The sequence below is a fragment of the Novacetimonas hansenii genome, assembly GCF_014843995.1.
In the GTDB taxonomy this organism is placed as follows: domain Bacteria; phylum Pseudomonadota; class Alphaproteobacteria; order Acetobacterales; family Acetobacteraceae; genus Novacetimonas; species Novacetimonas hansenii.
The window spans coordinates 130,186-154,586 of record NZ_CP062147.1 but is presented as its reverse complement, the minus strand read 5'-3'; the positions used below and the strand labels follow the sequence as shown (position 1 = coordinate 154,586).

The 24,401-nt window shown below is 62.9% G+C and carries 20 protein-coding genes and 2 tRNA genes; 13 read left to right on the top strand and 9 right to left on the bottom strand.

What is annotated here, in order from left to right; genetic code table 11:
* The first annotated feature begins 18 nt into the window (after window positions 1-18).
* From mnmG to IFJ82_RS00650, 6 genes are all read left to right on the top strand, one after another.
* Window positions 19-1,893 carry a tRNA uridine-5-carboxymethylaminomethyl(34) synthesis enzyme MnmG gene (gene mnmG / locus IFJ82_RS00675; protein ID WP_192265252.1) on the top strand — a complete coding sequence of 625 codons (1,875 nt, stop codon included), beginning with the start codon at window positions 19-21 and terminating at the stop codon, window positions 1,891-1,893.
* Entirely contained in the window at window positions 1,893-2,537 is a 645-nt protein-coding gene (rsmG, locus tag IFJ82_RS00670) for a 16S rRNA (guanine(527)-N(7))-methyltransferase RsmG (protein ID WP_003616893.1), read from the top strand. The genes mnmG and rsmG overlap by 1 nt, the downstream gene beginning before the upstream one ends.
* The gene (locus IFJ82_RS00665) at window positions 2,518-3,345 is read left to right on the top strand and encodes a ParA family protein (protein ID WP_003616895.1); all 828 of its coding nucleotides are present in this window, start codon (window positions 2,518-2,520) and stop codon (window positions 3,343-3,345) included. The genes rsmG and IFJ82_RS00665 overlap by 20 nt, the downstream gene beginning before the upstream one ends.
* A complete protein-coding gene (locus IFJ82_RS00660) occupies window positions 3,342-4,241 on the top strand; it encodes a ParB/RepB/Spo0J family partition protein (protein ID WP_003616897.1) in 900 nt (299 codons plus the stop codon). The genes IFJ82_RS00665 and IFJ82_RS00660 overlap by 4 nt, the downstream gene beginning before the upstream one ends.
* Window positions 4,242-4,552: 311 nt before the next feature.
* Window positions 4,553-4,628: transfer RNA gene (locus tag IFJ82_RS00655), tRNA-Lys, on the top strand.
* Window positions 4,629-4,932: 304 nt separating this feature from the next.
* Entirely contained in the window at window positions 4,933-5,271 is a 339-nt protein-coding gene (locus IFJ82_RS00650) for a YnfA family protein (RefSeq protein ID WP_408901698.1), read from the top strand.
* A gap of 363 nt (window positions 5,272-5,634) precedes the next feature.
* On the opposite strand, the gene IFJ82_RS00645 is transcribed toward IFJ82_RS00650, so the two are convergent.
* The 8 genes from IFJ82_RS00645 to IFJ82_RS00610 all read right to left on the bottom strand — a co-directional run bounded on the left by IFJ82_RS00645 (window position 5,635) and on the right by IFJ82_RS00610 (window position 16,424).
* Complete coding sequence (locus tag IFJ82_RS00645; protein ID WP_192265251.1) at window positions 5,635-7,278, bottom strand: NAD-dependent malic enzyme; 1,644 nt, start codon at window positions 7,276-7,278, stop codon at window positions 5,635-5,637.
* A 76-nt stretch (window positions 7,279-7,354) separates the two neighbouring features.
* The gene (locus IFJ82_RS00640; RefSeq protein ID WP_080545484.1) at window positions 7,355-8,020 is read right to left on the bottom strand and encodes a histidine phosphatase family protein; all 666 of its coding nucleotides are present in this window, start codon (window positions 8,018-8,020) and stop codon (window positions 7,355-7,357) included.
* A 248-nt stretch (window positions 8,021-8,268) separates the two neighbouring features.
* On the bottom strand, window positions 8,269-10,359 hold the full coding sequence (locus IFJ82_RS00635; RefSeq protein ID WP_192265249.1) for a hypothetical protein: 2,091 nt from the start codon (window positions 10,357-10,359) through the stop codon (window positions 8,269-8,271).
* 23 nt (window positions 10,360-10,382) lie between these two features.
* Window positions 10,383-11,264 carry a pseudouridine synthase family protein gene (locus IFJ82_RS00630; protein ID WP_192265247.1) on the bottom strand — a complete coding sequence of 294 codons (882 nt, stop codon included), beginning with the start codon at window positions 11,262-11,264 and terminating at the stop codon, window positions 10,383-10,385.
* On the bottom strand, window positions 11,261-14,212 hold the full coding sequence (locus IFJ82_RS00625) for a DNA translocase FtsK (RefSeq protein WP_408901697.1): 2,952 nt from the start codon (window positions 14,210-14,212) through the stop codon (window positions 11,261-11,263). Before IFJ82_RS00625 ends, IFJ82_RS00630 begins: the two co-directional genes overlap by 4 nt.
* A 111-nt stretch (window positions 14,213-14,323) precedes the next feature.
* A complete protein-coding gene (gene rsmD / locus IFJ82_RS00620; protein ID WP_192265246.1) occupies window positions 14,324-14,899 on the bottom strand; it encodes a 16S rRNA (guanine(966)-N(2))-methyltransferase RsmD in 576 nt (191 codons plus the stop codon).
* Between the two features lie 14 nt (window positions 14,900-14,913).
* Window positions 14,914-15,690, bottom strand: a complete 777-nt coding sequence (locus IFJ82_RS00615) for a pseudouridine synthase (RefSeq protein ID WP_003616915.1) — start codon at window positions 15,688-15,690, stop codon at window positions 14,914-14,916.
* Window positions 15,687-16,424, bottom strand: coding sequence for a gamma-glutamyl-gamma-aminobutyrate hydrolase family protein (locus IFJ82_RS00610; protein ID WP_003616918.1), 738 nt, complete (start codon window positions 16,422-16,424; stop codon window positions 15,687-15,689). Before IFJ82_RS00610 ends, IFJ82_RS00615 begins: the two co-directional genes overlap by 4 nt.
* Before the next feature lie 525 nt (window positions 16,425-16,949).
* Here IFJ82_RS00610 and IFJ82_RS00605 point away from each other — a divergent pair.
* From IFJ82_RS00605 to IFJ82_RS00590, 4 genes are all read left to right on the top strand, one after another.
* Window positions 16,950-17,441, top strand: a complete 492-nt coding sequence (locus tag IFJ82_RS00605; protein WP_192265244.1) for a nucleoside deaminase — start codon at window positions 16,950-16,952, stop codon at window positions 17,439-17,441.
* Window positions 17,442-17,632: 191 nt separating this feature from the next.
* Complete coding sequence (locus tag IFJ82_RS00600; protein ID WP_075595429.1) at window positions 17,633-19,198, top strand: Do family serine endopeptidase; 1,566 nt, start codon at window positions 17,633-17,635, stop codon at window positions 19,196-19,198.
* A 277-nt stretch (window positions 19,199-19,475) separates the two neighbouring features.
* Entirely contained in the window at window positions 19,476-20,402 is a 927-nt protein-coding gene (gene folD, locus IFJ82_RS00595) for a bifunctional methylenetetrahydrofolate dehydrogenase/methenyltetrahydrofolate cyclohydrolase FolD (RefSeq protein WP_003616926.1), read from the top strand.
* A complete protein-coding gene (locus IFJ82_RS00590; protein ID WP_192265243.1) occupies window positions 20,402-21,136 on the top strand; it encodes a methylenetetrahydrofolate reductase in 735 nt (244 codons plus the stop codon). The genes folD and IFJ82_RS00590 overlap by 1 nt, the downstream gene beginning before the upstream one ends.
* 273 nt (window positions 21,137-21,409) lie before the next feature.
* Here IFJ82_RS00590 and IFJ82_RS00585 read toward each other — a convergent pair whose 3' ends face one another.
* Window positions 21,410-21,994, bottom strand: a complete 585-nt coding sequence (locus IFJ82_RS00585; protein ID WP_003616930.1) for an NUDIX domain-containing protein — start codon at window positions 21,992-21,994, stop codon at window positions 21,410-21,412.
* A 228-nt stretch (window positions 21,995-22,222) separates the two neighbouring features.
* Here IFJ82_RS00585 and IFJ82_RS00580 point away from each other — a divergent pair, with 228 nt between their 5' ends.
* The 3 genes from IFJ82_RS00580 (at window position 22,223) to IFJ82_RS00570 (ending at window position 24,187) form a co-directional block, all read left to right on the top strand.
* Window positions 22,223-23,419, top strand: a complete 1,197-nt coding sequence (locus IFJ82_RS00580) for an MFS transporter (protein WP_003616933.1) — start codon at window positions 22,223-22,225, stop codon at window positions 23,417-23,419.
* Window positions 23,420-23,469: 50 nt separating this feature from the next.
* Complete coding sequence (locus IFJ82_RS00575) at window positions 23,470-24,054, top strand: LOG family protein (RefSeq protein ID WP_192265238.1); 585 nt, start codon at window positions 23,470-23,472, stop codon at window positions 24,052-24,054.
* Window positions 24,055-24,110: 56 nt separating this feature from the next.
* A tRNA-Pro gene (locus IFJ82_RS00570) sits at window positions 24,111-24,187 on the top strand.
* Window positions 24,188-24,401 lie beyond the last annotated feature (214 nt).

The following is a 24,401-nucleotide window of genomic DNA, read 5'->3' as shown; positions in this document are numbered from 1 at the left end:
GCAGGAGTAGGGGGTAGGGTGAACGCCACGTACAACGCCACTTATGATGTGATCGTGATTGGCGGCGGCCATGCCGGGTGCGAGGCCGCTGCCGCTGCCGCGCGGTGTGGCGCGCGGACCATGCTGCTGACCCATCAGCGTGCGACGGTGGGGGTGATGTCGTGCAACCCCGCAATCGGTGGAATTGGCAAGGGGCATCTTGTGCGCGAAATTGACGCGCTGGATGGCCTGATGGGGAAGGCGGCGGACCGGGCGGGTATTCATTTCAAGCTGCTCAACCGCTCCAAGGGGCCTGCCGTCCATGGTCCGCGTGCGCAGGCGGACCGCTCCCTTTACCAGCGTGCGATCCTCGATCTTCTGGCTGAAACCGAAGGTCTGGAGATTGTCGAGGGCGCTGCGGGTGATCTTGTGGTGGATGATGGCCACACGGTCCGTGGCGTTGTGTGTGAGGATGGGCGCATCTTCCATGCCGGGGCGGTCGTCCTGACGGCGGGGACGTTCCTGCGGGGGGTCATCCATGTTGGCCATGACAGTCAGCCTGCCGGACGTGTGGGGGAGGCCCCGGCCCATAGGCTGGGGGAGCGGTTGCAGGCGCTGGGCCTGCGGATGGGGCGGCTGAAGACCGGCACGCCCGCCCGTATTGCCCGTGACAGCATCGACTGGGATGCTCTGGCGGAGGATCGGGGCGATGCGATTCCCGAACCGTTCAGCCGCATGACCGACACGATCACGAACCCCCAGGTGTCATGCCGCATTACCGCGACGACACCCCGTACGCACGATATCATTCGTGAACATCTGCACCTGTCGGCCATTTATGGTGGCGCGATTTCGGGGCGGGGGCCGCGTTACTGTCCTTCCATCGAGGACAAGGTCGTACGCTTCGCACAGCGTGACAGCCACCAGATATTCCTTGAACCCGAGGCGCTGCCGGATAATCCCGGGGGGGGACTGGTCTATCCCAATGGGATCTCCACCAGTCTGCCTGCGGATGTGCAGGAACAGATGCTGCATTCCATACCCGGGCTGGAACGCTGTCGTATCGTGCGCCCCGGCTATGCGGTTGAATATGACTATGTCGATCCGCGTGAGCTGACCCCCGCGCTGGAGCTGAAGTCCCTGCCGGGCCTGTTCCTTGCCGGGCAGGTCAATGGCACGACGGGATATGAGGAAGCCGGCGCGCAGGGAATCGTGGCCGGTATCAACGCCGCGCGTCGTGCGGCGGGCGAGGGGGCGGTGACGCTGGATCGGGGCACGGCCTATATCGGTGTCATGATTGATGACCTGACGACGCAGGGGGTGTCCGAACCCTATCGCATGTTCACGTCGCGTGCGGAATATCGCCTGACGTTGCGCGCGGATAATGCCGATCTGCGCCTGACGCCGCTGGGCATGGCATGGGGCTGTATCGGCCCCGCGCGCCGTCAGCGCTTTGCGGAGGAGCAGGCCGCGATCGACATGGCGATGGAACGTGCCCGCACCGATACCTATCCGCCCGAAACCCTGCGGCGTGAGGGGATTACAGTATCTGCCGACGGGCGTGCGCGATCGTTGCTGGATGTCATGGCGACGGGGGCGCTGATGGATGTGGTGGAGAAGGTTGCCCCATGGGTGGGCAGCCTGTCGTCACGGGTGCGTCAGCATGTCGCGACCGAAGCCCGGTACAGCGGATACCTGTCCCGACAGGAACGCGAAATCCGCCAGCTTGCCAATGACGGACGCCTCGTCTTGCCGCATGACCTTGATTACCATGCGATTGGTGGCCTCAGTACCGAAATGCAGGAACGCCTGTCGCAGGCGCGGCCTGTCACTTTTGGTGCGGCACAGCGCATTCCCGGCATTACGCCTTCCGCACTGGTGGCGGTATTGTCGCATGTGCGGCAGGTGGCCTGATGTCGGGGGCAGACATGATGGGGCATGCAGGTGTGCTGGATGATGTTTCACGTGAAACACGCGATCGCCTGACGGCCTATGCTGACCTGCTGGTGCGCTGGAATGCGCGCATCAACCTTGTGTCCCGTCCGGACCTGGCGCAGTTATGGCCCCGCCATATTGCCGACAGCCTGCAACTTGCGGCCCTGATCCCACAGGGTGCGCGGGTTGTGGATATGGGGTCGGGCGGGGGATTTCCCGGGCTGGTGATTGCGATGGCGACTGACGCGCATGTCACGCTGATTGAATCTGACCAACGCAAGGCCGCGTTCCTGCGCGAGGCCTCCCGTGTGGCGGGTGTGCGCACCCGTGTCATCGCCGCGCGGATCGAGGCGGCGGAGGCCGGGCCTGCCGATATCGTCACCGCGCGTGCCCTGGCCCCATTGCCGCAGTTATTGCAATGGGGCGTACGATTTCTGGATAAGGAAGGATTCTGCCTGTTTCTGAAGGGAAAGAACGCAGACGAAGAACTCAATGCCGCCAATGCCGACTGGCGTATGGCGGTGACCCGAATTCCAAGCCGCACTGATGCGGATGGTATCATTCTTAGATTGAGCGATATAAGGCGTGTCACAGACCACAACCATGCATCATCCGGTCGATAAGGCCGCGCATGCCCCCCGCATCATCGCCCTTGCGAACCAGAAGGGCGGGGTGGGGAAAACAACTACTGCCATCAACCTTGCCGCCGGTCTTGCGGCAGGTGGGTTCCGTGTTCTGCTGATTGATATCGACCCGCAGGGAAATGCGTCCACCGGGTTGGGGATCGGTTATGAAAACCGGCGTCGTGGGACCTATGCCCTGATTGGGGAGGATGCGCCGGCGGCTGACCTGATCCAGGAAACATCCGTTCCCGGCCTGTCGGTTATTGCGGCGGATACCGAACTGGCCGGGGCGGAACTGGAACTGGTCATGTCGGATCGACGGGAATATCGCCTGCGTGATGCCATTGCGCGGATTGGCGGTGAATATGATGTCATCCTGATTGATTGCCCACCCAGCCTTGGCCTGTTGACGCTGAATGCGCTTGTGGCCGCACAGGCGGTGATCGTGCCGTTGCAGTGCGAGTTTTTTGCGCTGGAAGGGATCAGCCAGTTGGTGCGCACCGTCAACAGCCTGTGCAAGTCCCTGAACCCGGCGCTGAAGCTGGAGGGGATCGTGCTGACGATGTATGACCGGCGTAACAACCTGTCGGAACTGGTGGCGGCGGACGCCCGCAGCTTCTTTGGCGATCGCGTGCTGGAGACGGTCATTCCGCGCAATATTCGCATTTCCGAAGCACAGAGCCATGGGCAGGCCGTGATGTTTTACGACGCCCGTTCCTCCGGCAGCCAGGCCTATAGGGCGCTGTCGGATGAAGTGACCTCACGCCTTGCACTCAGGGCGGGCCGGAAAGGGAAAAAGCAGGGATGAAACCCAAGAAGGATGCCGCCCGCCCACGATTGGGCCGGGGGCTTGCCGCGTTGCTCGGCGATCAGGTGAACATGCTCAATCCTGCACCGGGGCTGGAACCGCGTAAAAATATGGATGGTGGCTCTGTGCTTCCGGTGGATGTCCTTGAACCCGGCCCGTTCCAGCCGCGCCAGCACATGGCCCCCGAAGCGTTGGAAGAACTGGCGGATTCCATCCGTACGCGGGGTATTTTGCAGCCGATCCTTGTGCGTCCCCACCCGGATCGTCCCAATATGTTCCAGATCATCGCCGGGGAACGGCGCTGGCGTGCCGCACAGCTTGCGTCCCTGCATGAGGTGCCGGTCCATATCCGTGCCCTTGACGATGGCGATGCGATGGCGGCGGCGCTGGTGGAAAACCTGCAACGCGCAGACCTGAATGCCATGGAAGAGGCGGAGGGCCTGCAACGTCTGCTCGACGATTACCGCCTGACACAGGAAGAACTGGCGGGGGCCATTGGCAAGTCACGCCCCCATGTCGCCAATATGGTGCGCCTGTTGCAACTTCCCCCGCCTGTGCGTGATGCCGTGCGGGACAGGGAACTGTCGGCGGGTCATGCACGTGCGCTGCTGGCGCATCCCGATCCTGTCGCGGCGCTGAAGGTTGTGCTGAAACAGGGGCTCAACGTCCGCCAGACCGAGGCCCTGTCGAAAAAAACGGATGCAAAGAACAAGGTCGCGGCAAAGCGGGAGGAGCAGGCGCATAAAGACCCGGAAATCGGGTCGCTGGAACGTGACCTGACGGCAAAGCTCGGGTTGAAGGTCCAGATTACCTTTGATGGCAAGGGTGGTTCGCTGCGTGTGGATTACCGTTCCCTGGACCAGTTCGATGGGTTGCTGCGGCTGTTGCAGGCATGAGGCATGAGGCATGAGGCATGAGGGAAGGGGGCAGAGGGTTCTTTCCTGCGGAAAAGGACCAGGCCGCTTCTGCAATTATACGGGGTGGTTTCAAACCTCTGCCCATGGCCTGATCGGGGGAATGTTTCTGCGGGTTTTGAATGTGTGTTCTTTCGGGCGTTAAAAAACAAACGATGAACCTGTGGACGTTCAGGTGGGGTGATGGTGATCCATGGGGTGGGTTCACTATGTTGGAAAAAATATTCAAAAAACCCCTTGTCGCCATGGGCCTGTCTTGGTAAAAGCCCCTCACCCGAAAGGGGAAAGTCTGTGGGCGCATAGCTCAGTTGGTAGAGCAGCTGACTCTTAATCAGCGGGTCCAAGGTTCGAGCCCTTGTGCGCCCACCACAGAATTCCGGTGTAACGCCGATTGCCGTATGAAAATCCCGGTATCATCTGATGCCGGGATTTTTTGTATCTGGACAACAATCCGGCAATATCCGCCCAAGATGCCCGATAAAGATCATAAACGGCGCCATGCTGCCTTTTTAACAAGGGCGACGGTGTTGCAGATTTTTGAAAAATCTCCACCAAACTCCCTTTACCATTCAGGTCATGTTCCGTGGATATGCAGGTTCCAGCCATTGGACGGGGACGGGGTGTTCTGCTGTGGATATGGCCGGTTCTGATATCAGGAAAGGAAGCGTCGTCAGTGAAGCAGTATATCCTGTCCCTTGCCATTTATCTGGTGGCTGGTTTGTGTGAAATTGGTGGCTGTTTTGCTTTTTGGGCGTGGTTGCGGCTGGGGCGGTCCATCGCCTGTCTGATCCCTGGCATGGCGGCGCTGGTGGCGTTTGCGTGGTTGCTGACACGCATTGATACCGATACGGCGGGGCAGGCCTATGCGGCCTATGGCGGGATCTATATCCTTGCATCCCTGACATGGATGCGCGTGGTGGAGGGATATGCCCCGACACGTTGGGAAATCCTGGGGGCTGCGATTTGCCTGATCGGGGCAGGGGTGATCCTGTTCCATCCCCGCAATGCATAAACTGCCGCGATAGCCCCGCAGAGAGGTCGCAGCCCCAGAGTCCTGAAGGGGGGCGGTATCAGAAGGTTTGTCATTCTTTGGCAGGCCATTTGAAATGGCAGGACCAGTCACCTACTGACATTATAAATGTTTATGGCGCCGCTGTTCTCGGAGCGTGTCTGAAAACAGCTCATTGAGAAAAAATAAGAAAAGTTTCTGGACGCCGCCTTTTATTTCAGAAAGGCGGCGTCTTCTGAAGCTTTTTGGGAAAAGATTCCCCAAAAACCTTTATAATTTCAGTATGTTATTAAGAATGACTTTTCAAGCAGTCTCTCAAACGCTGCGCAAAGATATGGATCTTTGGGAAAAGGCATATGTCTGGATTCACTCCAGTGCGATGGGCTTGTATGTCGGGGTATAGATCATGCCCTCGACCCATTTGCGGATATCGTCGGGGCGTTCGACATGGGCCATGTCATGGTCAAAGATATATTCTGCAAGGCGACAGGCCGAGGTGATTTCCACCTCCACGATCTGGTCCTGTGGCGGGAACAGCCGCCCGCGCGCACGGCTTGCGGTATCCACCTGATCCGCAAGCGCATGTGCGGCCTCGATGATGATATCATCGGTGATGTGGCGTGGGCATGTGGCATAGGTGGCCAGGCCGAGCCCCGGAAAGATATAGAAATTGTTGGCCTGCCCCGGATGGAAGGACCGGTCCCCGACCTGGACCACCGGATACTGGATGCCGGCGGCATACAGGGCCTGTCCCTTTGACCAGGTATAAGCCTGTTCCGCCGTGCATTCGGCATTGGGGATCGACAGGGCAAAGATGATGGGACGGCTGTTGATCGCGCTCATGCGTTCGACCACCGCCTGTGTGAAGGCATCCCCCATGGTGGATACCCCGATCAGGATCGTGGGACGCACCCGCGTAATCACGTCAAGAAGGTCTGTCGTGGGCGTATCATCGCGGGCATAGCGGCGCTGCTGTTCCGACAGGTCGGTGCGCGATGTGACCAGCAGCCCGTCCTTGTCCATCATGGTGATGCGCGCGCGCGCGGCATCTTCCGACAGGCCCTCGCGCTGCATGGCGCGTACAAGCAGGTCTGCGATACCCAGCCCTGATGACCCCGCGCCCAGAAACACAACCTTCTGGGCCGACAAAGGGGCTTCCAGAATCTGTAGGGCCGTGGTCAAGCCGGCCAGTGTGACAGCCGCAGTGCCCTGAATGTCGTCATTGTAGCACAAAACACGGTCGCGATAATGCGCAAGGTAGCGGATCGCATCCGTGCCTTTCCAATCCTCGAAATGGATGCAGCAGGGGGGGAAGACCTCCTGTACGGCATTGACGAATTCCTCTACGAACGCATCAAGTTCCGCCTGTTCCGGCGGTTCGCGCCGCAGCCCGAGATAAAGCGGGTCCGCCCGCAGTGCCGCGTTGGTCGTGCCGATGTCCAACTGGATCGGCAGGGTGGTGTGTGGTGGCACGGCCCCGCATGCGGTATAGAGCTGCAGCTTGCCAATCGGGATGCCCATGCCGTTGACCCCGATATCGCCAAGGCCAAGGATGCGCCCGCCTGTTGTTACGCAGATAAAGCGGACATTGCGTTCGGGCCAGTTACGCAGGACAGAGGCGATGCGCCCCTTATGTTCCAGGCTGATATACATGCCGCGCGGGCGGCGGTACAGGTGGCTGAACGCCTTGCACACCGCACCCAGCGTCGGGGCATAGATGATGGGCACGAATCGTGCCGGGTCGGACATGACGACCTTGTAAAACAGGGTTTCATTCCGGTCGCCAAGGCTGGAGAGGTAGATATAGCGTTCAAGGTCGTTCGGTTTGGCGTCAAGATGGCGGAACACGCGTTCCGCCTGACGTTCCAGTGTCTCGATCTGTGGCGGCAGCAGCCCTTCGATATCCAGTACGCGCCGTTCCTCCGCGCTGAAGGCGGTTCCCTTGTTCGCGGCGGGATCGTTCAGCAGCGCCGCTCCCCGCGGAAAGGAACGGGACGTGGGATGGGTCATGATGTGCGGTCTCCGGCAATGGAAAGCAGGCAACGGGCCATGATATAACAGCCGAGCATGCCGCACATGGAACGGGTCAGGCCAGAGGCAGTTCGTTCACATTGACGACGCGCCATCCCTCGCGCAGGTGTTCTATGACGCTAAGCGACAGGTTCTGGACCGAAAAATGCAGTGCCGTATGCGCATGGACATGCAACGCATGCGCCAACGCCCCGCGGATCGCCCCGCCATGGCTGACGACCACCATGTCCTGTCCCGCATATTCACGCGACATACGATCCAGCGCCGCACCGACGCGGGCGCAGACCTGCACCATGCTTTCGCCACCCGGTGGCTGTTCCGTGGCCCCCACGGACCAGAACGGATGCGCCGGCACCGCCAGTTTTTCCGGCAGGCGGTCATGTGTCGTGCCGTGCCATTCGCCCATCGACTGTTCGGTAAAACCCGGTTCGATCCGGCTGGCCTGCATGCCATATCCGGCCTGCTGGATGGCCTGCGCCGTCTGCTGCGCCCGACCAAGGGGGGAGGTGAACCATAATGCCGGATGCGGCAGGCGACGGGCCAGCGTCTCGTACATCGGGCGTTGCGCGACAAGGCTGTCGGGGCATAGCGGCACATCCATCGCACCATACAGGTGCCTGCGCGCGTTCTGTTCAACGATGGCGTGGCGGATCAGCCAGAACCGCGTAACCCCCTTCTGCAATTGCGGGGTGTCGAGGAAATTACCGTGATTCTGCGACATGAGGGCAGGGGTCTCCATAGGCTTTTGTCAGCGTGACGTGTGCGTGTACGAAACAGCGAAGAAAAAACCGGGTTCTGCCCGGACCCGGCAGGGACCACAGGTTCCTGCCCCCTGTCTCTGGAGAAATAAAAGCGTCTGCAGGACCTCGGGGTTAAGCTGAATTCAGAAGTTTTTGGTAAAGCTTTTTTCAAAAAGCTTTGAAAGACGTCGCCTTTTTGAAAAGAGGCGACACCCAAAAACTTTCATTGTCATCCCTGCTCCAGGTGATGCGGCATGTAGGTCGGATGCGGGTCATGGGCGGCGATGGTGGGCCAGTGGCGCAGGATCAGGCTGATTTTTTCCACCACACGACGGACATCGCGTGTTTCGCGCTCCATCCGGCGTCGGCTGTCCATACCGTCATGCGAGGGCTCGCCCGAAACCAGGCGCGCGCCCGCCGAAATGCGCAACGCCCCGGCCAGCTCCCCGCCCAGCGCCGGATGTGCAAGCGGCACCGGCTGTCCCACATGGCACAACAGTGCCGCAAGGCGGCGTTCATCCCCGTCACCGGTGGGGATGACGGTCGATAGGTCGGTATTGAGCCATACATAAAGCCTGCGTGCCTGTGCCAGCGCCAGCGGGCGGAAGGTGTCATGTGCATCATGTGCGCGCACGAAAAAGGACAGGATCGTCGCGGCATCATCCCATGCATCGGCCAGTGGTGGTCGGCGCGGGGCAACAGGGGGCAACAGGCACAGGTCGGGATTATGCGTGATGGCGTCGCGTGCCGCTGACAGGAATGTCCGCAGGCGTTGCGTGACGGTGGCGCGTGGCACCTCCGACAGTGCGGCCATTTCCGCAAGGGCCGCCTGCCAGCGCAGGCTCAACCCGATATTGTGCCCCGTCGGCAGCACCATGCGCGCGTGTCCCGCAGGCCATGCCGCCTGATGGGTGTATTGCGCCAGCCCCGTCGGCAGGGGCGTGCCCGACAGGCGCGCCATGACCGGCGCAGGCAGCAGGACCGCCCCGCAGAACGGCGGCCCCGTAAAGAACTTGGACCCCGTGACCATCACCATCCACCCCCGGTCGAGGTAGTCGCGTACCCGCACGGGGTCGAGTCGCGTCTGGCAGGCATCGACCACCACATCCACCTGCCCGACCGCGGCCGTGGCGATGAGGGTATCGAGTGTTTCCATCTGTGGGGCGAGCAGCCCGGTTTTTGACAGGTCAAGGCGATGCAGCAGGATATGCCGCCCGCGTGCCAGTTCCGCGCGCGCCACGCGCAAGCAGTCCGCATCGACCTGCGCCAGCGGGATCTGTTGCCCGCGTGCGTCACGCATCGGCAGGTCGATTACCTGCGTATCATCGGGGAATCCCGCGATCAGGTGCCCCTTTGGCACCATGTGACCCAGCGCGGTATCGTTGGCGAAATGGCATCCGCGTGCGGCCAGGGGCACGCCGCTTCCGGTTTCTTCCGGCGCGATCAGGATATTGCTGACCGCACGTCCCCCCGGCGCCAGCGCCGCCAGCGCCAGTGCATAAAGTTCGCAGTCCGTGCCAGAGGGGGCAAGGATGATCCCCTCATCCCCGCGCAGGCCGAAATACCGTGCGATTCCGTCATGGATTTCCGTCGTCAGGGCGGCAGGCACATCGGCATGCGGGTCCGACAGGGCGGCGGCGATCAGGCGCAGGCGCGCCGCCTCCGCCCCGGCAAAGCCACGTTCGGAGAGCGAGGACGCGGTGGATGAGGCGAATGTGACCGCCCACGGGCGCGGCCGGTGTGAACAGCCATAATGGTTCAGGCCGGTCGTGGGGTCGATACTCAGCCGTGCATCGCCGCCCAGGGCCATCAGTGTTTCGGTCGGCCCGGTCCACGGCCACACTGCCTGCATGCGCGCATGTATGGCCGCGATGTCGGGCGTATCGGCGGGCGCGGGCTGGCATGGTGCCACGGACAGCCAGACCTCATGCAGGATGGCAGGGGAGGGCAGGTGGTCTGCTGCCATGATGTCGATCCACGCCGGCAGCGGCCCCGCGACCGTGGTGGGGGCGGCGTCGCAGGTGACGTCCAGCCCGTGAAACAGTGCCGCCGTCCGCGCCGCGCACAGGGCGGCGATGACGGGGTGGCGGGGGGCAACCTCCAGCAGATGCGCCAGTTCGAGCGCATGGCGCAGGTAAAATGCGCTGTGATCCCCATGGCCCAGACATGCCGCGCCCAGCAGCACATGCCCCGTATCGGTGACGCGGAAGGGGACGGGCAGGTCAGGCGACAGGCTGATGCGCCGCGAACCGGCGATAACGCGCAGATCGGGACGTTCAAGGACCCGGATCAGACCTTCGGTGAGCTGGTGGGCAAACACGGGGTTCTCCGTAATGGCGCGCGTCAGGGCGTGGTGGCGGGCACGTCATGGCCGGGATGTTGCGCGTGGGTGGGGGCATTGTCCCGCAGGGCCATGGCGGCGGGTGGTTCGGTTATATGCGCTCTGGTTACGGCATGTGTGATGGCCGGCGGACATGCCAGCGTCCATCCCGCCTGTCGTGCGGTCAGGCACATATGGGCTGGTGGCGGGGCGATGGCATGGATGGGTGGGTCAAGGGGCAGGTACAGTTCACGGCTCATCAGATGTAGCGACTTTCCGTCCGCCCGACCATATTGACCATCCCCCATCACCGGGCAACCCAGTGCCGCGCAATGCACCCGTGCCTGGTGGGTACGCCCCGTCTCCAGCCGCAGTTCAAGCCAGCTTGCCGGGCTGCCATCGGGCATGTGGCCGCGTGCGAGGCACCGCCACGCCGTGCGGGCGTCCTGCCCGTCGGGCGTGATCTCCATCCGCCATTGCCCGCGTTCCGCCCGCCGCAGCAGCGGGGCCTCGACCACCCCATGCCCCGCTGTGGGATGGCCATGGGTGATGGCCCAGTACACCTTGGTGGTCCGGCCACTGGCGAAACATTCCTGTGCCGCGATCAGCGCCTGTTTGCGCAATGCCACCAGCAGGCACCCCGATGTGTCACGATCCAGCCGGTGCGCCAGCCATGGCCCGTTGCGATGGCGTGACATCAGGGCGAACGCGTCTTCCACGCTTGGCCCGCCCGCGCGACCCGCATGGGCGGGCAGGCCGGGGGGCTTGTCGATCACGATGAAGTGCCGCGTCCGCAGCAGGACAGGGAAGGGCAGTTCCCCGTCGTTGCGGTCCGATACAGCACGCGTGACAGCACGCGGGGCGGGGGATGTGACGCGGGGGATGGCGGGTCTGCGGGGTTTCATTCGTCGTCGGCGGTCTTGCGCATCAATACCTCGCGACGGCCGACATGGTTGGCTTCGCTGACGAGGCCTTCTTTCTCCATCTGCTCGATGATCTTGGCCGCGCGGTTATAGCCGATCGAAAGATGGCGCTGGATAAAGGACGTGGACGCCTTGCCTTCGCGCGCGACAAGCTCCACCGCCTGTCCGAACAGGCTGTCTTCCTCGTTCCCGCCTGCGCCGCCGCCAATGGCGCGGCCACCCCCGTCCTCGTCCTGGGCGGAGATGACTTCATCGTCATAGATGGGCTCCCCCTGCGCGCGCAGGAAGGCAACCACGGCCTCTACTTCGCTATCATCGACGAAGGGGCCATGGACGCGCGTGATGCGGCCCCCCGCCTGCATGAACAGCATGTCACCACGCCCCAGCAACTGTTCCGCCCCCTGTTCGCCAAGGATGGTGCGGCTGTCGAATTTGCTGATGACCTGAAAGGAGATGCGCGTCGGGAAGTTCGCCTTGATGGTGCCGGTGATGACATCGACGGACGGGCGCTGTGTCGCGATGATCAGGTGAATGCCCGCCGCGCGGGCCTTTTGCGCCAGACGTTGCAGCAGGGCCTCGATTTCCTTGCCCGCGACGATCATCAGGTCCGCCATCTCGTCCACGATCACGACGATATAGGGCAGGGCATCAAGTGCGAGTTGCTGTTCTTCGAATGTCGGCTTGCCCGTTTCGGGGTCATATCCCGTCTGCACGCGCCGGGTCACGATTTCGCCCCGCGCGCGCGCCTCGGCCACACGTTCGTTATAACTGGCGATGTTGCGGACCTGCAGGTGCGCCATGGCGCGGTAACGGCGGTCCATTTCGCGTACGGTCCATTTCAGGGCCGCGACCGCCTTGGCCGGTTCCGTCACCACCGGCGTCATCAGGTGGGGAATGCCCTCATAGATCGAGAATTCAAGGATCTTGGGGTCGATCAGGATCAGCCGGCACTGATCCGGTGACAGCCGGTACAGCAGTGACAGGATCATGGCGTTCACGCCCACCGACTTGCCCGACCCGGTGGTGCCCGCGATCATCAGGTGTGGCATGGAACCAAGGTCGCTATAGACAGGTTCCCCCGCAATATCCTTGCCCAGCGCGAGGTTCAGGCGCGCGCGGGCATGCACCCAGCGGTCGTCGCGCAGCAGTTCGGAGAAATAGACCGTGTCGCGGCGGGTATTGGGCACCTCGATCCCGATGACATTGCGTCCCGGCACCGTGGCGATACGCACGCTCAGCACCGAAAGGGAGCGTGCGACGTCATCCGCAAGTCCGATGACGCGCGCGGCACGGATGCCAGGCGCGGGCATCAGTTCGAACAGGGTGACGACCGGGCCTGCGTGATAGGTCCTGATTTCCCCCTGCACGCCGTATTCGGACAAGATGGTGACAAGGTGCGCGGCGTTCGCCTTCAGCAGTTCTTCCGTCGGGCCGGTGGTGGCATGTGACGGTGGGGGCCGAAGGAGGGAGAGGGGCGGCAACTGCCATGTATGCTGCTGCGGTGCGTCATAGCGTTCGCCCATCGGTGCGGTGGTCGTACCCGTCGGCGGGGCCGCCGGTGGCAGGTCTTCGGGCACGGGGGACGCGGGTGGGCGCGTGGCGCCCCCGCTGAACAGACGTCCCAGCAGGGTCGGTCGTTCGGGCTGTGACGGGGTGTCGATCGGCGGGGCGAATGTCGTCGCCGGTGTGGGCGCATCCTCGTGCCAGGGGGCAAGGTCCTGCGGTTCCGACGGATTCACCAGCAGCGGCGGGGAAATATCCTCCTCCATTCCTGGCGGATGGACCCAGTTCGTGCCGATCGACACCCGGCCCTGCATGGAGGATGCGGGCAGGCTGGCTGCGGGTTCGGGCTGCGTGGCTGTTTCCCGTGCGGGGGGCAGTGGCGGTGGCGCGGCGTCACGCACGCTTAGCGAGCGTGAGGTCGCAGGCAGCGGCACGGGCGGTGGTGGCGTCATGGCCCGCGCGGGCGTGGTCTCGGGCACAGCGGGGGCAGGCGCCTGCACGGGGGCGTGCGTCGTCACGGGATAGGCCGGGTCCGGCGCACGGGGGGCTGCCTCGGGCTCCATGCGGCGGGGAAGGGGGATGTCCTCTTCAGGCAGGGCGTCGGCAAGGCTGTCACGCGCCCGGGGGGGCGCGTCCGTAATGGTGGGGGCAGGGTCGCTGCGCGAGGCCTGCACCCGTGCGCGCATGTTGCCCGCAAGGGTATGCGCCCCGCCCGCAAGGCGGACGGGCTGGCGTCCCACCATGCGCAGCGCGCGCCCGATCGCGCGCCATTCCGACAGTGACAGCGCCAGTGCCAGCGGGATCAGCAGCAGGGCCAGAACAAGGCCCAGCAGCCACATGATGGGCCGTCCCCACGCACCCATCATGCTGACCCCGGCCTGGAGCGCCATATGCGCCAGCGACAGCCCTACCGCCCCACCTGGCCCGGAATCGGCCGGCCATTGCGGATTGGGGACGGCGGGGAACATGATCGGCACGGCCGCCAGCAGGGCGGACAGGACCGGCATCGCCGCCAGCAGCGCGGCCACGCGGATCAGCCCGGAGCCCACGCCATTATGGCGGATGATACGCCATCCCCATGCGATCAGCGCGAGGATGACCAGTGCGCTGGTGATGCCCATGTTCTGCAACAGGAAGTCCGACACATATGCCCCGACCGTGCCCAGCAGGTTGGTGGGGGCCTGCGCGCTGGAGGTATTGGCCGAGGAATCGCGCGGATCATAACTCCACAAGGCGGCTATCAGCGCCAGCGCCAGCATCCACAACGCCACCCCGCCCGTTTCGGCAAGACGCCGCAGCAGCCGGGTCCGTGTGGGGCCGGATGTCAGGGACTCGGGGATGAAACGGCCGGGGATCGCCAAAAATCCGTATCCTGCTTGTGTGGCCATGACATCGCGGCATGCAGGTTGCCGGGGTGTGGCCGTCATGAAAACTCTGGGCGCAAAGGGGCGGGCATGACGCCATGCGCCCACATCCGTGGGACTATAACGCGGCCATGGCGCGTGACAGAAGGGCGGTTGCGCCTTTTATGGACGAAATTATCGTCCCGTGGCATCCTCGTGCCGCCAGACCGACAGCCGTGCCGCACCATGTTCGCGCTGCGCCAGCAGGCGTTCGGGGGCGACGGGCGGGATTTCGTCGGCGGCTGTTTCCACGATCAGCAGCGCGCCCGGTGCGATCCATCCCCCCCGTTCAAGCGTGGCGAGTGCGGCGGCGGGCAGGTCGCGGCCATAAGGGGGGTCAAGGAACACCAGCCCCGCCGGGGTCGCCGCCCCGCGTGGGGGCAGGCGCGTCATGTTCCATGCCCGGACCTGCGCCATGGGCTGCGCCCCGCACGCGGCGATATTGTCACGCAGGGCCGACAGCGCGTTGCGGTCGCTTTCGATGAACAGCGCCGCCGCCGCCCCGCGCGACAGGGCCTCCAGCCCCAGGGCACCGGTGCCGGCGAATCCGTCGAGCACCTGCGCGCCCTCCATCACGTCACGTCCGGCCCATGGCGCATGCATCAACATGTCGAACAGCGCCTGACGCACCCGGTCGGCGGTGGGGCGTGTGACACGGCCCGGCGGCGCGCGCAGGGCGCGGCCACGGAAACGGCCGGCAACGATCCTCATTCCCGTCGTGCCCGTTACGCCCGCGTGTTGCGGCGCGGGTTGGCAAGGCCGGGCACCTGTTCACGCAGCACCTTGCCGGTCACTTCCTCCAGCTCCTCGCGTTCGAGCGTGCCAAGCTGGAACGGGCCATAAGAGGTGCGGATCAGGCGGCTGACATGCAGGTTCAGTCCACGCATGACCTTGCGGATTTCGCGGTTCTTGCCTTCGCGCAGGGAAACCGTCAGCCACGCATTGTCGCCCCGGCTGGAATCCAGCGCCGCCTCGATCGGGCCGTAATGGACGCCTTCGAACACGCTGCCCTGTGCAAGGTCGGCCAGTTGGTCTTCGTTCACCACGCCAAAGACCCGCACGCGATAGCGACGGATCCAGCCGTTGCTGGGCAGTTCCAGCTTGCGCGCCAGTTCACCGTCATTCGTCAGCAAAAGCAGCCCTTCGCTGTTGAGGTCGAGTCGGCCGACGCTGATGACGCGCGGCATCCCTTCGGGCAGGGAGGCGAATACCGTGGGGCGACCATCAGGGTCGCGATGGGTCGTCACCAGCCCGTCAGGTTTGTGATAGCGCCACAGGCGCGTGCGGTCGGGTGCGGCGATGACTTTGTCATCCACCTGCACGATGTCGCCATCGGACACGAAGGTGGCGGGATGGCGCACGATGTCGCCATTCAGGCGCACGCGCCCTTCCTCGATCATCCGTTCGGCATCGCGCCGGCTGGCGACGCCGGAACGTCCCAGCCACTTGGCGATGCGATCGCCATGCGGCGTGGTGGGGGCGGGGGAGGCGTCTTTTGTCATTCTCTGTGTCTCGAAGCGTCGATCAGGGCATCGAACAGGAGCCGGTCCCCTGTTGAAATGCCGAATTCGGGATGCCATTGCACCCCGATGCAAAAAGGATGGCCCGGCAGTTCCACGGCCTCGATCACGCCATCGGGGGCGACGGCGCTGACGATGGCGCGCCCGGGGGTTGCGACCGCCTGGTGGTGGGCCGAATTGACCGCCATGCGGGTGGCGCGCGTGATATGCGCAAGACGCGTGCCGGGGACGATTGTGACCTCGTGTCCGGCTTCGTCGCGCGGATTGGGCTGTTCATGGGGCAGGGGGGCCGTGATGGTGTCGGGGATATGCTGTATCAGTGTGCCGCCCAGTGCAACCGCCAGCAATTGTTCCCCGCCACATATGCCCAGAATGGGCCGTCCCATCCGCAACGCGGCCTGTACCAGCGCCAGTTCGGCGGCCGTGCGCGTGGATTTCGTGGTGACGGTGGGATGTGGCGCATCCCCGCCATACAGGTCGGGCGCGATATCGAACGCCCCGCCAGTGACGATCAGGCCATCGAGTCGCGCCATGATGGCAGCCGCCCCCGCCGAATCATGGGGCAGCCCGACCGGCACCCCACCTGCGGCCGTGACGGCATCCATGTAGTTGCAGCGTATGGCGTACCATGGATAGCGTGAGTATCCGCCCTGTTGCGGTGGACAGGGCGGTTCGCAATCCAGTGTCACGCCGATCAGGGGATGGGACGTATCCATTCCGTTTCCCTAGAATAATTCGCAAGGAAAGGAAATGCGCCCGCGTCCGTCCCGTGTCGTTTCGTCAGTCCGGGCCTATTGTTGCGCCACGGGTGCGAGACTGCAGGAAAGGGGACAGGATTCGGAGCGGCGGACGCCACGGGGGGCATCCGCGATGGCCATGCCTGCAACGATCGCGGCTGTGGTCAAAATCAGCGTAAGCGTATGCATGCCCTTTCTCCCGTGTGCTGTCAGGCGTGTCGTGTGGCCGTGCGATCCGTGCAAAAGCCTGCAGGAATGCGGCGCGGGTACGAGACGCGGTTAAATTCAGGACCCCTGATTACAGAATATTGCAAAACGTAACACCACATAGGTCAATGATGGCAGCACACGTCAGGGAATGTCCATGAAAATGGCGGTTTCCTGACGTTAATGTGCATCGCTGTGGTGTTTTTGCACGGTCATATAACGGTAACATAAACCGGGGCCGACCCGTGCAACGCCGTAATGGCTTGAATGGTTGCGGTGCGGGGGTATCGTGCCGTGATGCCTGCATCTTTCCCCCCCGCTGCCGCCCGTCCCGATGGTGTGATGGACCCGATGTCCCTTGCCTTTGCCGAGGCGCGCGCCGCCGCCAGCCGGGGGGAAGTGCCTGTCGGTGCGGTGGTGGTCGGCCCCGGTGGCGTCATCCTGTCGTGCGCGGGGAACCGGTCGGAAGAATGGCATGACCCGTCGGCACATGCGGAAATGCTGGCCCTGCGGGAGGCCACGCGGATACGCGGGGGGCAGCGGCTGTCGGACTGCGCCCTGTATGTCACGCTTGAGCCGTGTCCCATGTGCGCGGGGGCGGCGGTGCATTTCCGTATCGGACGCATCCTTTTCGGGGCATATGACCCAAAGGGCGGTGGCGTGGACCATGGGCCGCGCCTGTTCGCCCGTCCCGGCTGCCTTCATCGCCCGGAGGTCATCGGTGGCCTGCGCGAGCGCGAGGCGCAGGACATGCTGCGCGCGTTTTTTCGTAACCGTCGCATGTCCTGAACCATGCGATGCCTCCCCGGTTGTCTCCCGGTCGCTCCCGGTTGCCCCGGGGTTGCGTCACGATGCGTAATCTAACGTATCTTTCATGCCATGGTATAAGTGGGGTTGGTTCTCTTGCGTCACAGTGCGGGCGATGGGACTGTAACCCCGGTCGGGACGGCCCAGCCCGACGCAAGCGAGATCAGACCAAGATGTTCAGGGATGCCATGTCAGACGCATTACAGCCGAAAACCGTTTTTCCTCGCCCGGTGCGCGGGGCCTTCCTCGCCACATTGCTTGCCAGCAGCCTGCTGGGTGGGATGGTGGCCGGTGCGCCATGCGCCCGGGCGGATGACAGCGGCGTCATCCGGCCTGATACGCAGGTCCAGCAGCTTCCGAATTTCGTCAACCTCGTCAAACAGGTGAAGCCCGCCGTCGTTTCCATCACCGCCAAGATCCACAATGCCGATATTGGCGAGGACGTGGGTGGCGGTGGCGGCATGCCCGGCGGCTTTCCGTTTCCCTTCCCGTTCCAGATGATGCCGCAGCAACATCATGATGTGGAGGCCCGGGGCTCTGGCTTTGTCATTTCGCCCGATGGGTATGTCGTGACCAACAACCATGTCGTAAAGGGTGCGACGAAGGTGACGGTGACGCTTGATGACGGCACCAGCCTGCCCGCCAAGATCGTCGGCCGTGATTCCAAGACGGACATCGCGCTGCTGAAGGTCACGCCTTCGGGCAAGCTGCGCTTCATCGAACTTGGCGATTCCGACAAGGTGGAGCCGGGGGAATGGGTTGTTGCAGTGGGCAATCCCTATGGCCTGGGCGGCACGGTGACGGCGGGCATCGTCTCTGCACGTGGCCGCGATATTGGCGACGGGCCGTATGATTCCTTCATCCAGGTTGACGCGCCGATCAACCGTGGCAATTCCGGTGGCCCGCTGTTCACGCAGGACGGCAAGGTCGTGGGCGTGAACACTGCCATCCTGTCGCCATCGGGCGGTTCGATCGGCATCGGCTTCGCCATTCCGTCCGACACGGTCAAGAACGTGGTCGAACAGTTGGAGAAGACCGGCCATGTGACGCGCGGCTATCTCGGGGTGACGGCGCAGGTGATCACGCCGTCCATGGCGACGGCGCTGGGCCTGAAATCCGTCAATGGCACGCCGGCCACAGGCGCCCTTGTCGCCAGCGTCAGCGCCGGCAGCCCGGCGGAAAAGGCCGGGATCAAGGCAGGGGATGTCGTAACCGACCTGAATGGGCAGAAGATCGATACCCCCCATACGCTTGCGGTCAAGGTGGCGTCCGTCGTGCCGGGGACCAAGGTAACGGTCGGCTATCTGCGCAATGACAAGCCCCAGACCGCCAGCGTGACCATCGCGAACCTTGGCAAGGGCGGCTCGACCGACGGGACGGTGGGCGATGACCATGCCGACGACAAGGGACCGCGCCTTGGCGTCTCGCTTGCGCCGCTGACGCCGGATGCACGCCAGCAGCTTGGCCTTGATGAAAATGTCCATGGCGTGGTCGTCAGCGATGTGCAGCCCGGTTCCTCGGCAGAGCAGGCGGGCATCCATGCGGGCGACGTGATCCAGGCCGTGGGCAACAAGCCGGTGGAAAATCCCCGTGCCACGGTATCCGCCATCCGCCAGGCGCTGGAGACCAATCATTCGGTCCTGCTGCGGGTTGTGCGTAACGGCCAGAGCATTTTCGTCGCGGTGACACCGGGCAGCGATGACGCCGATAACAGCAGTGATGACGATGATGGGCAGTAAGGGAGAGGCTGAAGGCAACTGACTGATAAAAAACAAGGGTCTTTTGCCCGATCTTTCCCACGGAAAGCTTCGGCTACATGATGGCCAAAGATCTTTGTTCTTTTTATCAACGGATTATTTTCAGGCACTGTCCTGATTGTGTGAACCGGGGGCATGTCCCCCGGTTTTTTCATGGCCATGGTCGATATGTGTGCGTGCCATTGCGCCTAAAGGTGATTGTCGCGACCGGACTTCTTGCGTATCTGCTGTGCGTCGTGTTGAAAGTCGCGGAGGCGTTATGACTGGTCCAGTATCATCCGATCCCCAGATCCCCACGCCGGGAGAGGCCCGCCTGATTGATGGCAAGGGCTTTGCCAACCGCCTGACGCAGGACATCGCAGAGGATGTGCGCGCCTTCTATGCCCGCCATCAGGTCACGCCCGGCCTTGCGGTGGTTCTTGTCGGCAATGACCCCGCAAGCGAAGTGTATGTCCGCAACAAGGCCTTGCAGACCCATCGCGCGGGCATGCGTTCATTCATGCATATGCTGCCCGAAACCACGTCGCAGGAAGAACTGCTGGCGCTGATCGCACGACTGAATATCGATCCCGAGATCCACGGCATCCTCGTGCAGCTTCCGCTGCCGGGCGACCTTGATCCCGTCGCCGTGACCAACGCCATCGACCCGCGCAAGGATGTGGACGGGCTGGGCGTGGTCAATGCGGGGCGTCTGGCGCTTGGTCTGCCGGGCCTTGTGCCATGCACCCCGCTGGGCTGTCTTTTGTTGCTGAAATCCTATGTTGGGGATCTGCGTGGCCTTAACGCCATGGTGGTGGGCGCTTCGAATCTGGTGGGCCGCCCCATGGCGCAACTTCTGCTGCGTGAGGGGTGTACCGTCACCGTCGCGCATATCGACACGCGCGATCCACAGGTGCTGGCGCGGCAGGCGGATATTCTGGTTGTCGCGACCGGGTGCAGCGGGTTGGTGAACGGGGCATGGATCAAACCGGGGGCGACCGTGATTGATGTCGGTATTTCGCGCGTACCGGTGGAAAATGGCAAGACGCGGCTGGTGGGGGATGTGGTGTTCGACGAAGCCCGCCATATCGCGGGGCAGATTACCCCGGTGCCCGGTGGTGTCGGCCCGATGACGATCGCCTGCCTGTTGCGCAACACGATGCAGGCGGCGCGTGAACTTGTCGAAGGTGTGGGGGATACCGTGTGATGCAGGTTTCCGTCGAACTGATCCCACGCGATATCGAAACCCTTCTGCGTGACGCGGCGGAGGTGCGGTCGTGCTTCCCCCTTGCGGATATGATCAACATTCCCGACCTGCTGCGCTTTCCCCTGCGGAGCTGGGACGCAGCCGCGCTGGCGCGTCCGCATTTCCCCAATGTGATCCCGCATATCCGTGCCATCGACATCGCGCCTGACGCGCCCCTGCCGGGTGTTGGGCAGGAAGGGCTGGAGGCAGTATTGGTGGTGCAGGGCGACCCGCCATCGGACCTGCGGCACCTGACCTATCCCAACACGACCGAAAGCATCATCCGCCGGTACCGTGCAGAGGCGCCGCATCTGGCGGTTTATGCCGCATTCGACCCGTATCGCCGCGCCCCTTACCGGGAGATGGAGGCCATCGCACGCAAAAAGGAAGCCGGGGCGGTCGGGTTCTTTACGCAGCCGATTTTTGACATGCGCATGCTGGACCTGTGCATGAACTGGCTGCATGGGGAAAATGTGTTCTGGGGCATTTCCCCCGTGGTCGGCCCGCGTTCGCGTTCTTATTGGGAGACGACGAACCATGTCATCTTCCCCCATGATTTCGAACCGACGATGGAGGCGAACATCGCTTTTGCCCGGCAGATGATGCGCACCGTGCGGACACAGGGGGGCAATGTCTATCTCATGCCTCTACGGGTGAACCTGCAGCGTTATCTTGTTCCGCTGTGTGGTGTGTAAGCGGCCGTCTGGCAGGGTATTCCCCCTTTAAACCCGCCGGGATCTACAAATTCTGGCGCACTTCTGTTTCCAGAAACATCGCTATGGCTATTGCATTTCTGAAAAAGGCCACAGTCAGAAATTACAAGGGGTGATTGGAAATGCCCCATTGGGGGAATGGGCAAAGATTTCAGGTATGGTCCTGATAAAAAACAGGAAAAGTTTTTTTGGGGGCCGACTTTTTTAAAAAGGCGGCGTTTTCTGTTATCATATGCCTGTCCCGGCGGGGACAGTTCAAATCCAGCCCTGTGCGCGGATCAGGCCAAAGGCGGCGATCGTGACCATGCAGGTGATGCGGCCATCGCGGATCATGGCCTCCATTTCCTCCAGCCTTACCTTGTGACAGGTGATGTCTTCTTCCGTCTCCTCCCGCGCATGTGGCCCCTGTGTCAGGCCGGTGGCGAGATAGGCGCGGCCCTTTTGCGTGGTATATCCCGCGCCCTGGTACATCAGGCCCGCATCGCGCATGTTTTCCGCCACAAGCCCGGTCTCTTCCCGCAATTCTCCGTGCGCCACGTCCTGCGCGCTGGCATCAGGGCGGGTTTCCCACATGCCCATCGGCAGTTCCCACATCCGCTGTTTTATGGGGTAGCGATATTGCTGGACCAGCGTGACGAAGCGTTTGCCGTTCTCTTCCCACAGGGGCAGGATCACGACGAAATCCCCACGTTCGACCACGCCGTACAATCCCTTGCGGCCATTGGGGCGGATGATGATATCTTCCCGCACGCGGGTCCATGGGTTTTCATAGGCAAGGCGGCTCGATACGGTGACAAATCCGCCGGCGTCGGGTGTGGGGTCGGATGGGGTGTCGGTCATGGCATGCGTGCCTGTTGTCTGTTGGCGGGATGACGTCGGGGCAGGTTATATGTTACGCGCCTGCGCTGCCAACCATGACACGCACCGTATCATGTGCGTGGGTCACGCGGTTGTATTGCTGTCGTGATGCCTTTTTACTGATATTGCGTCATTGCATTGCCATACTGCCCATATTCACGCGGGCCTGACGGGCGCGCCGTATGTCCCAGCCGGAGTTTCGATCCCATCATGACCCTGCCGCAGACGTCCATGGCGTCACCAACACGGCGGATTCTGGCCGTCGTCCTGTTCAACCTGCTATGTTACATTGATATCGGGCTGCCGATGGCGGTCATCCCGGTTTTTGTGCATCAGGTACTGGGATATAATACGGTCATCGCGGGTTTCGCCGTATCGTTGCAGTATCTCGCGACCTTCGCCTCACGCGCGTCGGCGGGGCAGGCGGCGGACCGGCGCGGGGCGAAACCGGCCGTAGTGGTCGGGCTTGCGGTCTGTACCCTGTCGGGCCTGATGCTGATGACGTCGGGCCTGCTGCGCCATTATGCAGCCCTGTCGGCGCTTTTGCTGATCTTCAGCCGCGTTTTCCTTGGGGTGGGTGAAAGCTGGACCGCGACCGGCGCGATCATGTGGAATATCGGGCGCGTTGGCGCCACGCGCACGGCGCAGGTGATTTCATGGAATGGCGTGACCTCCTATGGTGGTATCGCGCTGGGTGCGCCCATCGGGCAGATGCTTTCGGGCATGCCGCTGCCTTATGGCGGGCTGGTGCTGGTGGGGGCCCTGTCGGCGGTGCTGCCATTGGCCGGATTCCTGCTGGCGCTGGGATACGAACCCGTGCCCCCCGTCGCGCACAAGGGGCCGCGCACACCATTCAGCACCGTATTCTGGCGCGTTCTGCCCCATGGGGTGGTGCTGGCATGCGGGTCGGTCGGGTTCGGCACCATTTCATCGTGCCTTGCCCTGTTTTTCGCACACCAGAACTGGGATGGCGCGGCTGTTGCGCTGGCGGCGTTCGGGATCGTGTTCGTGCTGGTGCGGTTTGTCTTCGCACGCCAGATCGACCGTCGCGGGGGCCTGATCGTTGCACTGATTTCCCTGATTGTGGAGACGATCGGCCTGCTGGTGCTGTGGCGCTGTTCGGGGGTGTTCATGGCCGATGTGGGCGCTGCACTGACGGGGGCGGGGTTCTCGCTTGTGTTTCCGGCGCTTGGGGTACTGGCTGTTGCACGGGTCGGGCCGGAAAATCGTGGCGCAGCACTTGGTGCGTTTTCCGTATTCCTTGATATCGCCGTGGGCCTGTCGGGGCCGCTGCTGGGTCTTGTCATTCAGACAATGGGGTATGGCGCGTTGTTCATGGTGTCGGCACTGTTTACGCTGGCGGGTGTCGGGACCACGATCCTCCTGCAACGCCAGGCGCGTGCATGACCGGACGGGCCTGATATCCATCGCCAAGATTTGTGGGAGACTGCTCTGATATGTCCATTTCCTCGGTCGCTGTATTCTGTGGATCGCGCTTTGGCGTGCGGCCTGAATTCCGTGATGCCGCCACTCAGCTCGGCGCGTGTCTGGGTCAGGCGGGGATCCGGCTGGTTTATGGTGGTGGCCATGTCGGCCTGATGGGGGCTGTGGCCGATGCTGCGATCACGTCGGGCGGACGCGTGACCGGGATCATTCCTGCCTTCCTTCATGATCGCGAGGTCATGCATGAAGGGGTGACGGACCTGACGGTCACGACCTCCATGCATGAACGCAAGGCGCTGATGTTTTCGAAATCTGACGCTTTCGTGGTGATGCCCGGCGGCCTTGGCACCTTTGACGAGACGATCGAGATCATGACCTGGCGACAGCTCAGACAGCATGACAAGCCGATTTTCATCGTCAATATCGCGCGCTGGGCCGATCCGTTGCTGGCGATGATCGAGGCGACGATCAAAAGCGGATTCGCAGCCCCGGATGTGCGCCGCCTGTTCTGCGTGGTTGATGATGTCCCCGCCGTGATGCGTGCGCTGCGTAATACGGCGGCCACCGATGGTGGCAACGCCAATGTCGGTCATTTCTGAAAAGACGCGCCCCCCTCTTGCGGAACCCGCCAGACCCCTGTATAGCCGCGTCCAGACGGAGTGTAGCTCAGCCTGGTAGAGCACTGTGTTCGGGACGCAGGGGCCGGAGGTTCGAATCCTCTCACTCCGACCACCCCTGTTTTTACAGGGGGCCGGTCATCTTTCCCGGTCAGGAAATCGCCTTTGGGCGATGTTTCCCCCCAGAAAATCATGCCTGAAATTATTGGATATGTGCCTTCTCGTGCAGGTGGCTGTATCTTCCCATATTGATGCTGACGCGCGTGGTTGTGTCCATGTCCCATTGCATGGGGGCGGGCGTAACATATCGATAGGATCCGGTGCCGTAT

Coding starts and splice junctions, on each gene's coding strand:
- rsmG (WP_003616893.1), top strand. CDS start 1,893: ATGTCGGGGGCAGACATGATGGGGCATGCAGGTGTGCTGGATGATGTT.
- IFJ82_RS00665 (WP_003616895.1), top strand. CDS start 2,518: ATGCATCATCCGGTCGATAAGGCCGCGCATGCCCCCCGCATCATCGCC.
- IFJ82_RS00660 (WP_003616897.1), top strand. CDS start 3,342: ATGAAACCCAAGAAGGATGCCGCCCGCCCACGATTGGGCCGGGGGCTT.
- IFJ82_RS00645 (WP_192265251.1), bottom strand. CDS start 7,278: ATGACCCATCCCACGTCCCGTTCCTTTCCGCGGGGAGCGGCGCTGCTG.
- IFJ82_RS00640 (WP_080545484.1), bottom strand. CDS start 8,020: ATGTCGCAGAATCACGGTAATTTCCTCGACACCCCGCAATTGCAGAAG.
- IFJ82_RS00630 (WP_192265247.1), bottom strand. CDS start 11,264: ATGAAACCCCGCAGACCCGCCATCCCCCGCGTCACATCCCCCGCCCCG.
- IFJ82_RS00625 (WP_408901697.1), bottom strand. CDS start 14,212: ATGACGGCCACACCCCGGCAACCTGCATGCCGCGATGTCATGGCCACA.
- rsmD (WP_192265246.1), bottom strand. CDS start 14,899: ATGAGGATCGTTGCCGGCCGTTTCCGTGGCCGCGCCCTGCGCGCGCCG.
- IFJ82_RS00615 (WP_003616915.1), bottom strand. CDS start 15,690: ATGACAAAAGACGCCTCCCCCGCCCCCACCACGCCGCATGGCGATCGC.
- IFJ82_RS00610 (WP_003616918.1), bottom strand. CDS start 16,424: ATGGATACGTCCCATCCCCTGATCGGCGTGACACTGGATTGCGAACCG.
- IFJ82_RS00605 (WP_192265244.1), top strand. CDS start 16,950: ATGCCTGCATCTTTCCCCCCCGCTGCCGCCCGTCCCGATGGTGTGATG.
- IFJ82_RS00600 (WP_075595429.1), top strand. CDS start 17,633: ATGTTCAGGGATGCCATGTCAGACGCATTACAGCCGAAAACCGTTTTT.
- folD (WP_003616926.1), top strand. CDS start 19,476: ATGACTGGTCCAGTATCATCCGATCCCCAGATCCCCACGCCGGGAGAG.
- IFJ82_RS00590 (WP_192265243.1), top strand. CDS start 20,402: ATGCAGGTTTCCGTCGAACTGATCCCACGCGATATCGAAACCCTTCTG.
- IFJ82_RS00585 (WP_003616930.1), bottom strand. CDS start 21,994: ATGACCGACACCCCATCCGACCCCACACCCGACGCCGGCGGATTTGTC.
- IFJ82_RS00580 (WP_003616933.1), top strand. CDS start 22,223: ATGACCCTGCCGCAGACGTCCATGGCGTCACCAACACGGCGGATTCTG.
- IFJ82_RS00575 (WP_192265238.1), top strand. CDS start 23,470: ATGTCCATTTCCTCGGTCGCTGTATTCTGTGGATCGCGCTTTGGCGTG.